The 14,775-nt window shown below is 29.3% G+C and carries 13 protein-coding genes; 9 read left to right on the top strand and 4 right to left on the bottom strand.

What is annotated here, in order from left to right; translation table 11 throughout:
• The first annotated feature begins 127 nt into the window (after positions 1-127).
• From recA to C0982_RS04295, 3 genes are all read left to right on the top strand, one after another.
• On the top strand, positions 128-1,168 hold the full coding sequence (recA, locus tag C0982_RS04305; RefSeq protein WP_101772985.1) for a recombinase RecA: 1,041 nt from the start codon (positions 128-130) through the stop codon (positions 1,166-1,168).
• A gap of 383 nt (positions 1,169-1,551) precedes the next feature.
• The gene (rny, locus tag C0982_RS04300) at positions 1,552-3,093 is read left to right on the top strand and encodes a ribonuclease Y (RefSeq protein ID WP_180946874.1); all 1,542 of its coding nucleotides are present in this window, start codon (positions 1,552-1,554) and stop codon (positions 3,091-3,093) included.
• 254 nt (positions 3,094-3,347) lie between these two features.
• Positions 3,348-5,144 (top strand): UvrD-helicase domain-containing protein, encoded by a 1,797-nt coding sequence (locus C0982_RS04295; protein WP_242961492.1) that lies wholly within the window; start codon positions 3,348-3,350, stop codon positions 5,142-5,144.
• 135 nt (positions 5,145-5,279) lie between these two features.
• On the opposite strand, the gene C0982_RS04290 is transcribed toward C0982_RS04295, so the two are convergent.
• Both C0982_RS04290 and C0982_RS04285 read right to left on the bottom strand, forming a co-directional pair.
• Complete coding sequence (locus C0982_RS04290) at positions 5,280-6,086, bottom strand: undecaprenyl-diphosphate phosphatase (RefSeq protein ID WP_408633994.1); 807 nt, start codon at positions 6,084-6,086, stop codon at positions 5,280-5,282.
• A gap of 173 nt (positions 6,087-6,259) precedes the next feature.
• Positions 6,260-7,459 (bottom strand): pyridoxal phosphate-dependent aminotransferase, encoded by a 1,200-nt coding sequence (locus C0982_RS04285; protein ID WP_101772981.1) that lies wholly within the window; start codon positions 7,457-7,459, stop codon positions 6,260-6,262.
• Positions 7,460-7,766: 307 nt separating this feature from the next.
• On the opposite strand from C0982_RS04285, the gene C0982_RS04280 reads away from it, so the two are divergent.
• The 3 genes from C0982_RS04280 to C0982_RS04270 all read left to right on the top strand — a co-directional run bounded on the left by C0982_RS04280 (position 7,767) and on the right by C0982_RS04270 (position 11,643).
• Positions 7,767-8,723, top strand: coding sequence for a galactose-1-phosphate uridylyltransferase (locus tag C0982_RS04280; RefSeq protein ID WP_101772980.1), 957 nt, complete (start codon positions 7,767-7,769; stop codon positions 8,721-8,723).
• Positions 8,724-8,830: 107 nt separating this feature from the next.
• Positions 8,831-9,583, top strand: a complete 753-nt coding sequence (locus C0982_RS04275) for an exodeoxyribonuclease III (protein WP_101772979.1) — start codon at positions 8,831-8,833, stop codon at positions 9,581-9,583.
• Between the two features lie 158 nt (positions 9,584-9,741).
• Positions 9,742-11,643 (top strand): type I glutamate--ammonia ligase, encoded by a 1,902-nt coding sequence (locus tag C0982_RS04270; RefSeq protein ID WP_101772978.1) that lies wholly within the window; start codon positions 9,742-9,744, stop codon positions 11,641-11,643.
• Positions 11,644-11,716: 73 nt separating this feature from the next.
• On the opposite strand, the gene C0982_RS04265 is transcribed toward C0982_RS04270, so the two are convergent.
• A complete protein-coding gene (locus C0982_RS04265) occupies positions 11,717-12,541 on the bottom strand; it encodes a pyridoxamine kinase (RefSeq protein WP_101772977.1) in 825 nt (274 codons plus the stop codon).
• Between the two features lie 205 nt (positions 12,542-12,746).
• On the opposite strand from C0982_RS04265, the gene C0982_RS04260 reads away from it, so the two are divergent.
• The gene (locus tag C0982_RS04260; protein ID WP_101772976.1) at positions 12,747-12,947 is read left to right on the top strand and encodes a cold-shock protein; all 201 of its coding nucleotides are present in this window, start codon (positions 12,747-12,749) and stop codon (positions 12,945-12,947) included.
• Positions 12,948-13,170: 223 nt separating this feature from the next.
• On the top strand, positions 13,171-13,614 hold the full coding sequence (locus tag C0982_RS04255; protein ID WP_101772975.1) for a CBS domain-containing protein: 444 nt from the start codon (positions 13,171-13,173) through the stop codon (positions 13,612-13,614).
• A gap of 104 nt (positions 13,615-13,718) precedes the next feature.
• On the opposite strand, the gene C0982_RS04250 is transcribed toward C0982_RS04255, so the two are convergent.
• Positions 13,719-14,183 carry a hypothetical protein gene (locus C0982_RS04250; protein WP_101772974.1) on the bottom strand — a complete coding sequence of 155 codons (465 nt, stop codon included), beginning with the start codon at positions 14,181-14,183 and terminating at the stop codon, positions 13,719-13,721.
• A 138-nt stretch (positions 14,184-14,321) separates the two neighbouring features.
• Between C0982_RS04250 and C0982_RS04245 the strand changes: the two genes are divergently transcribed.
• Complete coding sequence (locus C0982_RS04245; RefSeq protein ID WP_242961491.1) at positions 14,322-14,759, top strand: hypothetical protein; 438 nt, start codon at positions 14,322-14,324, stop codon at positions 14,757-14,759.
• Positions 14,760-14,775 lie beyond the last annotated feature (16 nt).

Here is a 14,775-nt window from a genome sequence, read left to right as displayed (position 1 = left end):
ACTTTAGTCTATAAAATAGAAACATAAGAATTTACAAAAAAAGAACAACTGTTCTTGACGTTTTATACTTTAGGTTGTATAATATCTATATAAAGAACGCATGTTTAATATAGGGAAGGGATAAAAAATGACAATAGATAAGAATAAAATGGCGGCTTTAAATGAAGCCTTAGGAAAAATTGAAAAAGAATACGGAAAAGGTTCTGTAATGAAGCTTGGAGAAAGTACTGCACTAGAGATAGATTCAATATCGACAGGATCTATTGGTCTAGATGTTGCATTAGGTGTAGGTGGATTACCTAGAGGAAGAATAATAGAAGTATATGGTCCGGAATCTTCAGGTAAAACAACTGTTGCTCTTCACTGTATCGCAGAGGCTCAAAAAAGAGATGGAATAGCTGCGTTTATAGATGCGGAACACGCATTGGATCCTGTGTATGCAAGAGCGTTAGGTGTTGATATAGATAACTTAATAATATCTCAGCCAGATACTGGAGAACAAGCTCTAGATATAGCAGAATCACTTATAAGATCAGGTGCAATAGACATATTGGTAGTCGATTCCGTTGCAGCTTTGGTTCCAAAAGCGGAAATTGAAGGTGATATGGGAGATTCACATATAGGTTTACAAGCTAGATTAATGTCGCAAGCTCTTAGAAAACTTACTGGATCAATTAAAAAATCGAATTGCGTAGTTATTTTTATAAATCAGCTGAGAGAAAAAGTAGGAATTGTCTTTGGAAATCCGGAAGTTACTACAGGTGGTAGAGCACTTAAATTCTTCTCTTCTATGAGATTAGAGGTAAGAAAAGTAGATACTATAAAACAAGGTGATAAAATACTAGGTAGTAGAACTAGAGTTAAGGTTGTAAAAAATAAGGTTGCACCTCCTTTTAAACAAATAGAATTTGATATTATGTATGGAACAGGTATTTCGAGAATGGGAGATTTACTTGATACTGCAGCTGGAATTGATGTAGTAAAAAAATCTGGTGCATGGTATAGTTATAATGAAGAAAAGATGGGGCAAGGAAGAGAAAATTCAAAACAATTTTTAGAAGAAAATGAAGATATCTCTAGAGAAATAGAAGCTAAAGTTAGAGAATATTATGGATTAGATTTTGATGAAACTGCAACTGAAAAGGTTGAAACTAAGATAGAAGATTAGATATTTATAAAAAGAGCCTTTGTATATAATAAAAAGGTTCTTTTTTTTATGCTTATAAGTACCGATTAAATTTTAAAAAAATAAATATAAATTAAAACAAAAAATAATAAAAGAAATAGAAATATATTTTCCTGCTATATTTTAAAAATATAAAATAATTTATTTTACTCTAGATATTGATATACAATGCATTTTGTAATATATTGGAAATTAGACAATTGACATAATATATAAAAAATTATAAAATGATAAGTAGGATTACTATCCTAACAAATATTTATGACTTTTTAATAATAGCTTAAATACCATGCTATTTTTTTTTGGAATGGTATTATTAAAAGAGAAATAAGAACTTTGAAAACAAAATAAAAAAGGAGGTGGACATAATTATATTACAAATTATAATTACCGCAGTACTTGCGATATTAATAGGACTACTAATAGGTTATGTTACAAGAAGAAACATCTCTGAGGCAAAGATTGGACAAGCAGAAAACTTGGCTAAGGAAATAGTCGAAAAAGCCAATAGAGACTCAGAAACTGTCAAGAAAGAAAAACTTCTAGAAGCTAAAGAAGAAATTCATAGATTACGTACTGAAGGAGAAAATGAAAACAAGGAAAGAAGAAATGAAGTACTAAAATATGAAAAAAGAGTTCTTCAAAAAGAAGAATCTCTAGATAGAAAAATGCAATCTTTAGAGCAAAAAGAAGTTAACTTACAGAAAAAGACGGAAATAGTAAGCAAAAAAGAAGAAGAGGTTGAAGAGATAAAAACTCAACAACTTCAAAAATTAGAAAATATTTCTGGTTTTACTACTGATGAAGCTAAGGATATAATTTTTTCCAATGCAGAAAGAGACGTAAGAAGAGAAATGTCTTTGATGATTAAGGAAAAGGAACTCCAGGCCAAAGAGGAAGCTGATAAAAGAGCTAGAGAGATTATCGGCTATGCTATTCAGAAGTGTTCAGCTGATCACGTAGCAGAAACTACTGTATCGGTTGTTAGTCTTCCAAACGACGAAATGAAGGGAAGAATAATAGGAAGAGAAGGCCGTAATATTAGGGCTTTAGAAACTCTTACTGGAATTGATTTAATAATTGATGATACTCCAGAAGCTGTAATTTTATCAGGATTTGATCCAATAAGAAGAGAAGTGGCTAGAATAGCTTTAGAGAATCTTATTGTCGATGGAAGAATACATCCAGCTAGAATTGAAGAGATGGTTGAAAAGGCTAAAAAAGAAGTTCAAAACATTATAAAAGAAGCTGGAGAACAAGCTATGTTTGATACTGGTGTTCACGGACTTCATCCAGAATTAGTAAAACTTTTAGGTAGATTAAAGTATAGAACTAGTTATGGCCAAAATGTATTAAATCACTCCGTAGAAGTATCAATATTAGCAGGAATAATGGCTGAAGAAATTGGCGCAGATGTGAAACTTGCTAAGAGAGCTGGTTTAGTTCATGATATAGGTAAAGCAGTAGACCATGAAATTGAGGGTACACATGTAGAAATTGGTATGGATTTACTTAAGAAATACAAAGAATCAAAAGATGTTATTCATGCTATGAGTACTCATCATGGAGACTATGAACCTCAAACAGTTGAAGCTGTACTTGTAACTGCTGCAGATGCAATTTCAGCAGCAAGACCAGGTGCTAGAAGAGAAACTTTAGAAGCTTATATTAAGAGACTTGAAAAGCTAGAAGAAATAACAAATTCATATGACGGTGTAGAAAAGTCATTTGCTATTCAAGCAGGTAGAGAAGTTAGAATAATGGTTAAACCAGAGTCTGTAAATGATGAAGAAATGCATTTATTGGCTAGGGACATGACTAAGAGAATAGAAGATGAACTAGATTATCCAGGTCAGATTAAAGTAAGTATAATCAGAGAAACTAGAGCTACTGACTATGCAAAATAAAAATTTAGGACAAAAAAAGAACCGGAAACGGTTCTTTTTTTATTGAAATAAACGATGTTTTTAATAAAAATAATATAAATTTTAAAAAAATATTGAATTAAAAAAGCTAAAGAAGTGCATAATTAAAAAATATGCAAATAGCAAAAGGATTACAAGTTATAGAATAATTAAACGATGAAATTATAGAATAATTAAAGATTTCAAAATATTGAATGTAATTTAATAAATGTGATATAATTGAGAAGATAGGAGGGGTGATCTTGAAAAAATTTACAGATATTACTTCGAATCTTGATGCTCTAAAATTAAAAAAAATAGAATTTGACATATACAAAGATCTTGATGAAAAAGGGTTTGTATTGCCGAAAGTGATTCCATTTAAAGGTATAAATACAGACATGTTATATATTAAAGATGATTCAATTTTATTTTTAAAGTATATGGATACTACAGAAGAGTTATTTTCTTTTTTAGATGAAGAAATAATTGAAATAATGAAAGAAGAGCATGATGCATTATGCGAAGAAATGAATAAAAGCTTCCCCGAAATAAACTTTAACTATATATTTGTTATGCCATATATAAATCAAATTAGCGAATACTATGAGATGAAAGACTTTATAGAAAATAATATTGTTTGTGGTGAGAATGCTAGAAACTTATTTAAAGATAAAAATATTGTTTTTAAATATCTTAAAGAAAAAAATGATGAGATAAAATTGACCATGTTTTTACTAAAAGCATGTTCAGAATATTTCACGACAACAAAGAGTGTGAATTTGAATGAAAAAATTAGAAAAATTTCATTTCATGATAAGAAAATCTCATATAAACTTGTAATGAAAGACAGGGGACAGATTGTAGATATAGCTTCTGTTAATTATGGAAATCACTTAGTTACAGGTGGATCAGGTACAGGAAAAAGTGCATTATTAGTTGGAAGAGTGGTAAAACTATCAAAGATATATCCTCATCACAAGTTTTTAATACTTACTTTCACAAAACAACAAGCTAATAAAATTAAAGAAAAGATAGATTTATTAAACGTAGATTCAAAAAATATTGAGATACATTCATTTAGCTCGTTTATATTTAAGGTAGCAAAAGCTAATAAATTAGTTATAGATTATAATTTTCTAAAAAAAGATTATGATAAAAGTTTTTTGAATATTATGAAGCAAATAGATAATGCAGTTAAAAATAAAAAAATGTTTAAAGGAATATTTATTGATGAAGGTGAAAACTTCAGTCAAAATGAAATAAAACTTATACATGAATTTTTATATAATACTAAGAATATATTTAATATAAGTATTTGCAAACCTTATAACATAAATAATGACTTAAAAGCAATCAATGAAGAAGACAATATATTAGACTATGAAGATGAATTAATTTTGGAAAAAAATTACAGACAGAGTTCAGAAGTAACCAACTTCATAAATAATTATTGTGAAAATTGCAATAGCTATCTGTATGAAATGAGAAAAGAAATTGGACCTAACTATTTTATGAAAACTAAGCCGATTTGGAGTGCGAACAGAGAAGTTAATTTTATTGATGTAGAAGATTTAGATGAACAAATTAACTCTGTAATATGGGAAGCACAGTACCTTATTAATGATTTGGGATATAACTTGGAAGATATTGCTATAGTTTACCCCTACAATAAAAAGAGGCTAAAAAGTGGTAAGGTAATATATTTCCAATATATGCTGAGAAAATCATTAGAAAGTGCAGGAATAGACTATATTTATGCAGATGAAGACTTAACAAATATTACCCCAAAACAGGGATTAACAATATCGAATATATATTCAATAAAATCCTTATCGTATAAAGCGGTAATAATATGTGAGTTAGAAATGATGTATAATCAAAAAGTTATCGATGAAAAGCAAGATTATCAAGTTAATGATTTTATTGGAGATTTAAACAAAGTTTATACTGCTATGACTAGAGCTGAAGAATACCTAAGCATAATAACATCTTATTCTGAAGAGCATAGTGATATAATTAGAATGATAAAATCTTCAAAAGAAGGTCTATAAAATAACAATTTTTTATAAAAAATATTAAACTGCATAGCTAAGCTATGCAGTTTTTTTAAGTAAGAAAATCCCCAGTATGCAGGGAATTTATTTAAAAAGTATGATAGGCAATTAAATAGTATACATAACGTGCCATTAAGCAATTGCAAAGTATAGAAGTACAATTATACCTAATGCTATTCTATACACACCAAATATTTTAAAGTCATGTTTTTTAATAAAATTCATAAAGAATTTAATTACTATAAATGATACAATAAAGGCGACTAAAGATCCTGCAAAAATTAAAAACCATTCAAATAAGCTAAAGCCGAATCCTGCTTTAAAAAGTTTTAATACACTTGCGCCTAACATTGTAGGGATCGCAAGGAAGAATGAAAACTCAGCTGCAATAAATCTAGATGTCCCTAATATAGTTGCACCTATTATAGTTGAACCTGATCTAGAGGTACCAGGTATTAAGGCAAGTACTTGAAATAAACCTATCATTAGTGCAGTTTTATAAGATAACTGACTAAACTTTTCTATTGAAGGCTTTTTATTCCTGCTTTCTAACCAGATTAAAAGTACACCATATATAATCAAAGTTGAAGCAACAACATACGAATTAAAGAATGTTTCTGTAATTTGCTTTTCAAATAAAATACCAATTATTCCTGAAGGGAATACGGCAATTACAACTTTTAACCATAAATCCCAAGTTGCTTTCTTTGCTTTTGGGCTCTTGTATGTGGAAAAAGGATTTAGTTTACCAAAAAATAGCACTACTACTGCTAATATCGAACCTAGTTGAACGACAACAAGAAATGTATCAATAAATCTATCAGAGCCTGTTAAGTGCAAAAATTCATTGACTAATATCATGTGACCAGTACTACTTACTGGTAGCCATTCAGTTATACCTTGGATTATACCAAGGAATATTACTTTTAATAACTCTATCAAAATGAGACCTCCTAGTTAATTTTATCTTCTTATATTATCACATTATTTTTAATAAATCAATTGAGGCTTTATAATACACCTCATTGAGAAAAAAATAAACTATTGTATATTTAATTAGTACAAAAATAAAAAGCCGGTCATAATTGACCGGCTGAATGTTTATATAAGATTTATTTGTGTCCAGCAGCCTTGTAAGCTTCAAGACCTAACTTCATACACTCTGCAGCAGCCTTAAGGTCTTCAGCGTTTAGAATGTAAGCTAATCTAACTTCATCTCTTCCTAGTCCAGGAGTAGCATAGAAGTTTTCAGCTGGTGTAGCCATTGTTGTAGCACCATTGTGTCTGAATTCGTTTAACATGAAGATTACAAAGTCTTCTGCATTTTCTACAGGAAGCTTAACCATTATGTAGAATGCACCTGTAGGTTTTTCACAAACAACTCCAGGTATCTTCATTATTTCAGAGTAAAGAACATCTCTTCTCTTCTTGTATTCTTCGTTAACATCCTTTAAGTATGAAACAGGAGTCTTGTATAATTCTGTAGCTCCAACCATTTCTAGAGTAGGAACACAAAGTCTTCCTTGGCATAATTTAAGAACTTCAGCGATAAAGTCAGTGTTTTTAGAAGCTAAAGATCCTATTCTAGCTCCACAAGCAGAATATCTCTTAGAAACTGAGTCTACTATTATTACTCTGTCTTCAACATTTTTAAGGTTACCAAAGCTTGTATACTTTAGTCCATCATATACGAATTCTCTGTAAACTTCATCTGATATTATCCATAGATCTTTTTCTATAGCGATCTCAGCTAATACATTCATTTCTTCTTCAGTGTATACAGCACCAGTTGGGTTACCTGGGTTAGAAATAAGTATAGCCTTAGTTTTATCATTTATTTTGCTTAGGATTTCTTCTTTTGATGGAAGGTGGAATCCGTTTTCAGCAAGAGTTGTAATAGGATTAATTTCTACATCTACAGAAGTAGCAAATCCATTGTAGTTTGTGTAGAAAGGTTCTGGAACTAATATGTTGTCACCAGGGTTGCAAAGCGTCATCATAGCGAATAATAATGCTTCTGAACCTCCATTTGTGATAAGGATTTCTCCTGGCTTATATTCAATGTTGTATCCTTTGTAATATTCGATCATTGCATCTACTAATTCTGTAGAACCAACTGAATCTGCATATTCTAAAACATCTTCATTGAAGTTTTTGATTGAGTTTAAGAATCCTTCTGGAGTCTTTATGTCTGGCTGACCTATATTTAAGTGATAAACTTTAACTCCTTCTTTCTTTGCTGCAGTAGCATAAGGAACAAGCTTTCTTACTGGTGAAGCCTGCATTGAACCAACTCTGTTAGAAAATTGCATAGTAAACCTCCTGTATTGTTACTAATATTATATTTATTATTAAAATTAGAAAACATGAAAACATTTTAGTCTATAAAAACGTTTTACATTTTCCTCTTTCAATATTACCATAAATTCAAGAAAAATCAAATATAATAAACAAAAATTATTTATATGTTTATAAAATAACAAGCTTTTCTCATATGAGATTAATTTAATTGCCTAAATAAGAGAAAAACACGTTAAAAAACTTTATTGTTTTACTAATTTCAAACTGTGTAGTAAAATATACTAATATGAAATAATAATAAAAATAGGAGAATATGAAATGAAAGAAGTAAGAAAAGACTTAATGACCGGTGATTTAGTAATATATTCTAGTTTTAGAAATGAAAGACCTCATGATGTAGTTGACATAGATAACATAAATTTGGAAAATACTAATATTAAATACAGTGAAACTTGTCCTTTTTGTAGAGGGAATGAAGTTGGGACTGAGGATTTGATGGACTCAATATATAAAGACGGTAGTTGGATTGCAAAGTCAGTAAAAAATAAATTTCCTATAGTTGATATGTCTACAAAGCATGTTTTTGGAGAACATGAAGTAGTTGTCGAAACACATAGACATGAGGGAAGTTATTTTGACATGAGTATAGATGAGTTTGAAAGTGTGTTTAAGTTATTTAAATCTAGGAGCAAGCAACTTTCAAGTTTAGAAGGAGTAAAATATGTAAATATATTTAAGAACTCAAAGAAAAACGCTGGGGCGTCTCTTTCGCATCCGCATTCTCAAATTATGTCAATAAGCATGATTCCACCAGAAGTAGAGGTAGAAATGAATATTGCTAAAGAGTATAAAAAAGAGAAAGGGAGTAACTTATACGAAGATATAATAAAGGAAGAAATAGATAATGAAAATAGAGTCATTTACAATGGAGAATATTTTTTAGTATTTGTTCCTTACGCTTCTAAATATAATGGAGAGGTTAGAATAATAGCTAAATCAAAAAAACAGATAGATAGTTGGAATAATCCTGAAATCAGCGAAATTTCGTACATATATATAAATTTATTTAAAAAAATAAAAGAAAATCAAGGAGAAATACCTTTTAATACTATTATTCACACTACACCTCTAGTAGATAAAAGTGATGAATTTTATAGAACACATATTCATATAATACCTAGAAAATACAATTTTGGTGGATTTGAATTAAGTACTGATTTTTATGTTAGTGGAACAGACCCACAAAATTTGGCTAGCGAATTAAGATTTAAATAAAGATAAATATATATAAATAATAATTAATAAAAAGAGAAGGGAGTATATCAACGGTGTTTCTTTTAGGCGTATTATAAGTACTATAACGTTGGTATGAAATATTTAGAATGAAGTATATATCATGGAATGTAAATGGAATAAGGGCAGCATTAAAAAAAGGATTTATGGATTTTTTCAATGAAGTTGATGCAGATATCTTTGCAATACAAGAAACAAAGTGTCAAGAAGGTCAAGTAGAGTTAGATCTACCAGGATATCATCAGTATTGGAATTATGCTGAGAAGAAAGGCTATTCTGGAACTGCTATTTTTTCTAAGAAAGAACCTTTAAATGTTACATATGGAATTAATATTGAAGAACATGACAATGAGGGAAGAGTAATTACATGTGAATATGAAGGTTTTTATTTTGTAGTTGTCTACACACCAAATTCTCAGACGGAGTTAAAAAGACTTGAATATAGAATGAAATGGGAGGATGACTTTAGAGAATATCTTCTAGAACTTAATAACAAAAAACCAGTAGTACTATGTGGAGACTTAAATGTGGCACATAAAGAAATAGACTTAAAGAATCCTAAAACAAATAGAAAAAATGCTGGGTTTACAGACGAAGAAAGAGAAAAATTTACCGAACTACTAGAAAGCGGATTCATAGATACATATAGATATTTTTATCCAGATAAAGAGGGGGTATACTCTTGGTGGTCATATAGATTTAATGCAAGAAAGAACAATGCAGGGTGGAGAATTGACTATTTTTGCACAACAAAAGACATGGAAAATATGCTAGAAGGTGCGAAAATACATTCAGATATTATGGGATCAGATCACTGCCCAGTTGAATTGACTACAAATTAAGAGTTATTATTTTAAAAGAAAGTTTATAAAAAATTTGTTTTTTTTATCATAATATATTGAAAATATAAATCATATAGTATATAATTAAAAAACAAAAAAAGACGAATATTTGAAACGGAAAATGATTTATAATTCATGTATTTGAATGAGGAGGAAACATGTCAAACCTATTGTACTATATAAAAAAAGAATTTCATTCAAGAGAAAAGATAACTGAAATACTAAAAGAAAATACAAATATAAAATTTGTATCTCTTATGGGAGTTGATCTAGGAGGAAATGCAACCGATGAAAAAATTCCAGTAAGTTTATTTTTAGAAGATGTAGATTCGTTCTTAGAGTCTTCTATTCAAACTGATGGTTCATCAGTCGAATTACATAATATCGCTACGCTTAATAATGCGAAAGTAGATTTAAAACCTGATGTAGATACAACTTGGTTTGTGGATTATAACTATAATTTTATTTGTGAAGAAACAGGTAAGCCTGTTGGAACTTTAAAAATTCCAGCTTTCTTGTTACACGATGATAAAATGGTATGCTCAAGAGCTACTTTGCTAAGAGCAGATTCATATTTTAAAGAAAAAATAAAAGAAATAATAGAAAAAAATCCACGCGTATTAGAAAACACGAATATTGATAGTGCAGCTGACATTGAAAGTATCGGTCTTACTGTTGCAACTGAATTAGAATTTTGGGTAAATACGCCAGAAGATAAAGCTGACTTAGAAAAGCTATTTGTATCTCAAAGTCTAAAAGAACAGTATTGGAAAAGAACGCATGGTTTGATAAGAACTTGTCTAGAAAAGTGTATGATAGAATTAGAAAAATATGGTGTAGAACCGGAGATGGCGCATAAGGAAGTTGGTGGAATAAGAAGTTCTATTAATATGGAGGGTGATACAAGCCATGTAATGGAACAGCTAGAAATTTCTTGGAAATTCAGTACTCCACTTCAAGCAGCTGACAATGAAATGTTGGTTAGAGACCTTGTTCATGATATATTTGAATCAAATGGTCTAGAGGTAAGTTTTAAAGCAAAGCCTATAAACGGAGTAGCTGGAAGTGGTGCACATACGCATGTCGGTGTAAGTGCAGTATTAAAAAATGGTAAAATAGCTAACTTATTTGCTCCAAAAGATTTAAAGTCTGACTATCTAAGTCCTATAGGATACGCATCTCTTATGGGAATGTTAAAAAATTATGATGTACTTTGCCCAATTGCTGCAAATACTTATGATAGTTTCAACAGACTCGTACCTGGATTTGAAGCTCCTGTGTGTACAGTGACTTCATTAGGGCATACTTACCAAACGCCTTCAAGAAATAGGTCTGTACTAGTTGGTTTAATAAGAGACATAAACAATCCAAAAGCACTTAGATTTGAGTTGAGATCACCAAATCCTAGTACTAATAAATACTTGATTATTGCAGCTTGTTATCAAGCTATGTTAGATGGTATAAAATCTATATCCGAATTAGAAATATATGATACAAAAGTTTTAGAAAAGGAACTTTCAAAAAATCCTGAAGATGAAGGCTTCTATCTTGAAAAAGGAAGAGCTTATAGAGATGAAAATAACATTTTTGATTATTACACATTGGAAGAAAGAAATAATAGATTTGGAGAACCGCCAGAAACAGTTTATGAAGCAATGTTAGGTTTTGAAAAAAATCCTAGCAAGGTGAAGGTATTAACAGAAGGTGGAGTTTTTACAGATGCTATTATAGACTCTTATAGAGAGGGATCTTTAAGCAAGTGGAGAAAAAAACTATCAACTAGAATAATAGATAGAAACATACGACTTTTAAGAACTTTTAAAAAGGCTCATACAAGTGAAAGTATGGATGCAATAGATGAAGTAATGTGGGATTCAATAGAACAGATAAAGTATGAGTTAATGAAAAATACATTAAATGGACTTTCAATATATGGCATGATTAAAAATGCCATAGAGATTGGAAACGATAAAGAAGCTTCCGATTTAGAAAAAGAAGCAAAGAAGAGAATGGAAGAAATACAACAGTTATACATAAATTATAAGAAAAATATATTCTAAATGATTTAATCTGAAAAAAATAGAGACTTTGCCATTTAATGGTAAGGTCTCTATTAATTTTCTTTAAAAACCTTTATAATTTTGTCAATCGATCTAAAAAGTATTCAAAAATAATTCCATCATTTCTATCATAGTCACCTTGATCAACTGTGTACGCTACAGCATCATAAATAAAACTAGTAGCAGTTGTAACACTTTTTTCAATATCAAAGCCTCTAGTCATCATTGCAGTGACTATAGATGTAAAAATATCACCTGTTCCACTAAAACTTACTTTGTTGTAGTCTATTCCTATTTTAGATATACTTTTATCACCCTTTTGATAACATATATTATATATTTTAGAATTGCTTTCAAATCCAGTTACAATAATAGAATTAGGTCCTAAGTCTGTCAAATCTTTGCATAAACTCAATAATTCAGAGTCGGTATAATTTAATTTATTTGGTTGTCTGCCGGTTAGCAGGTTGGCTTCAGTTAAATTTGGTGTAATAAGATCTGCTTTTGAAATTAATTTTATTCTATCAATTATATCATTTTCAGTAAATATTGGGAAAAGAATTCCATGATCAGCCAATACTGGATCTACTACAACAAACGCTGATTTATTTTTATTTATAAGGCTATGAACTAAATTTATTTGCTTTGAAGAACTCAGAAATCCACTATAAATTGTATCGAAAGTTTGTCCAAGCTCTGACCAAGTGTTGATATATTCATCAATGCCATCAGTTAGATCAGTAAAAGTATATTTTGGGTATCCTGTTTGGCTTGACAATACAGATGTAGGTAGTGGACAACATTGACACTTCAATGCTGATATTATAGGTAGAGCCACTGTTAAAGAACATTTTCCTATCCCCGAGATATCATTTATACAAGCTATTTTTTTTTGCATATAATCCTCCAATTATCTATACTAAATATATAACATAATGATAACATAATATTATATATTTAACAATTTTCAAAATTCCTTAATAAAAAAGACTGATTTTTTAAAATGTTTAATATTTTTCTTGACTAATAGATGTGATTATGATATATTAAAGAAGAAGTGAATTGCACTAAAATTAGTAGTTCATAGTTTAGGGAGGATTTTTATGAAAGTCGGAGTAGTAAAGTGGTTTAACAATGAAAAAGGATTTGGATTTATTTCAGTAGAAGGCGAAAATGATATTTTTGTTCATTTTTCAGCAATTCAGACAGATGGATACAAGTCATTAGAAGAAGGTCAGAAGGTAGAATTTGAAATTGTAGATGGTTCAAAGGGTCCTCAGGCTGCTAATGTAACAAGAATATAATTTTAGAATTTAAAGTATTAAATAATAAATTTTTATTAAGATTACAGAGCAAGGAATCAACATATGTTGATTCCTTTTCTTTTTGTGCTTAAAAAAAGAAAAGGATTTAAGAAATTAGCAATGTTAAAGATTTAATGAAATACTTATAATAATATGCTATACTAAAAAGAGATAGTTGTGTACATTAATAATCTATTTTACAAAGATAATAAAGGAGAAAAAAATGAACATAATGTTTTTTATTACGCCTAAAGCGGAAGTTGTAAGCGTATATGATACGGATAGTATGAAGGATGTGCTAGAGATTTTAAAAAAACATAAATACTCTGCAGTTCCTATCATAAATGAAGATGGTAATTATTTGGGTACGATTAAAGAAGGGGATCTGCTTTGGTATCTTTATTCAAAAGGAAGTTTTGAAGAAGAAATGTTAAATAAGATAAATATAATGGATGTTCCTAGAAGAGTCACTAATGAAACTGCTAAAGTAAACTATAATGCTGAAGACTTAATGTCTATATTGATAGGTCAAAATTTTGTTCCAGTTGTTGACGATGCAAATTCATTTATTGGAATTGTAAAAAGAAGAGATGTTATTTCATATGCATATGAATGCATGAAAAATGCTGGAGATTTTCCAGAGGCAGGTTTTAAAAAAATAAAATAAATTATTAAAGAAATACTGAGATAAAGAAAGAAGGCTAAATTTTCATTTACCCTTCTTTCTTTATGCCTATAAATATGTTTTTAAAAGCATATTATAAAGTATTATTATTTCATGTTATTCTTAGTTACTAAAATAGCTATTTTAGCATCTGGATTGTAAGTTATCTGTACCATAGCGTTTTTCTTAATCTTAACAAGATCTTCGCCTCCATGCTTGATTTCAAGTTTCACAGGTTTCTTTCCTTGTTTGATTAACGCAATGTAGTGGTTTTTATCCTTTTTTTCAAGGCTTATCAAATTTCCAACATATGGTACGAAATTTTGATACTTTTTACCTTCCTTTTTCAAATAAAAATAAGTTCCAACGGCTACTAAAATATTTATTAAAAGGACAGCCCACCATGGTATTTTTACAATGATTCCTATTATTATAACCAAAAGCATTGCAACAAGTGGAACAGCAGCTTTTTGCATCATGATCTTTCCGATTATATCATTAGCTTTTTTTTCTGGACCAGTCATAGTTTTCTGTCTAGCAAACTGATCTGCAAATTTATCTCTAATTCCCATCTCTAAACCTCCCTTTCTATTAAAATATACAAAATACCATATCATTTTAACATACATTATAGTAAAATGAAATAGATTGAAGAAAATAAATTAAAGTGCTAATTGAATATGACAATCTAAAAAAGGGGGGTTAAACATTTGAAAAAAAATATTAAATCAATAAATAAACTTTCTTTTATGGAAATTTACTTTAGAATTATTAGCTTATTATTCTGGCCTATATATTGGTACAAATGGATAGTAATTACAATTGAAAATTATAATAACACACTATTTTCAATTTATTTAGCTATTGATGGCGTATTTATTATTCTTCTAGTGGGAAGCTATATAATTAAAAAGCAGACCTCTAAGAGATATTTTTTATTTGCATTATGTACTTCGATTACATATCTTGTATCTCTTTTAAGTTTTATGATATTTCCTATAAATACTCCATTACTTTACTTAAAAATAGGAATGTGTCTATTATTGATGGTAGTATCATGGAAACTAATTAAAGAAGATCTCAATGATATTGGAGTAGTAGGTTTACTCGCTGGTATTTTGTTATTGATACTTACATATTTTTATTGATTCTAGACAACTCATA

The sequence above is a fragment of the Peptostreptococcus faecalis genome, assembly GCF_900240845.1.
Lineage (GTDB): Bacteria > Bacillota > Clostridia > Peptostreptococcales > Peptostreptococcaceae > Peptostreptococcus > Peptostreptococcus faecalis.
The sequence above is the reverse complement of the archived record's forward strand: the minus strand, read 5'-3'. Positions and strand labels throughout refer to the sequence as shown.

Excerpts from the sequence above, each read along its gene's own strand:
- C0982_RS04285 (WP_101772981.1), bottom strand. The coding sequence starts at position 7,459 with ATGCAATTTTCTAACAGAGTTGGTTCAATGCAGGCTTCACCAGTAAGA.
- C0982_RS04265 (WP_101772977.1), bottom strand. The coding sequence starts at position 12,541 with ATGCAAAAAAAAATAGCTTGTATAAATGATATCTCGGGGATAGGAAAA.
- recA (WP_101772985.1), top strand. The coding sequence starts at position 128 with ATGACAATAGATAAGAATAAAATGGCGGCTTTAAATGAAGCCTTAGGA.
- C0982_RS04260 (WP_101772976.1), top strand. The coding sequence starts at position 12,747 with ATGAAAGTCGGAGTAGTAAAGTGGTTTAACAATGAAAAAGGATTTGGA.
- C0982_RS04255 (WP_101772975.1), top strand. The coding sequence starts at position 13,171 with ATGAACATAATGTTTTTTATTACGCCTAAAGCGGAAGTTGTAAGCGTA.
- C0982_RS04280 (WP_101772980.1), top strand. The coding sequence starts at position 7,767 with ATGAAAGAAGTAAGAAAAGACTTAATGACCGGTGATTTAGTAATATAT.
- C0982_RS04275 (WP_101772979.1), top strand. The coding sequence starts at position 8,831 with ATGAAGTATATATCATGGAATGTAAATGGAATAAGGGCAGCATTAAAA.
- C0982_RS04250 (WP_101772974.1), bottom strand. The coding sequence starts at position 14,183 with ATGGGAATTAGAGATAAATTTGCAGATCAGTTTGCTAGACAGAAAACT.
- C0982_RS04270 (WP_101772978.1), top strand. The coding sequence starts at position 9,742 with ATGTCAAACCTATTGTACTATATAAAAAAAGAATTTCATTCAAGAGAA.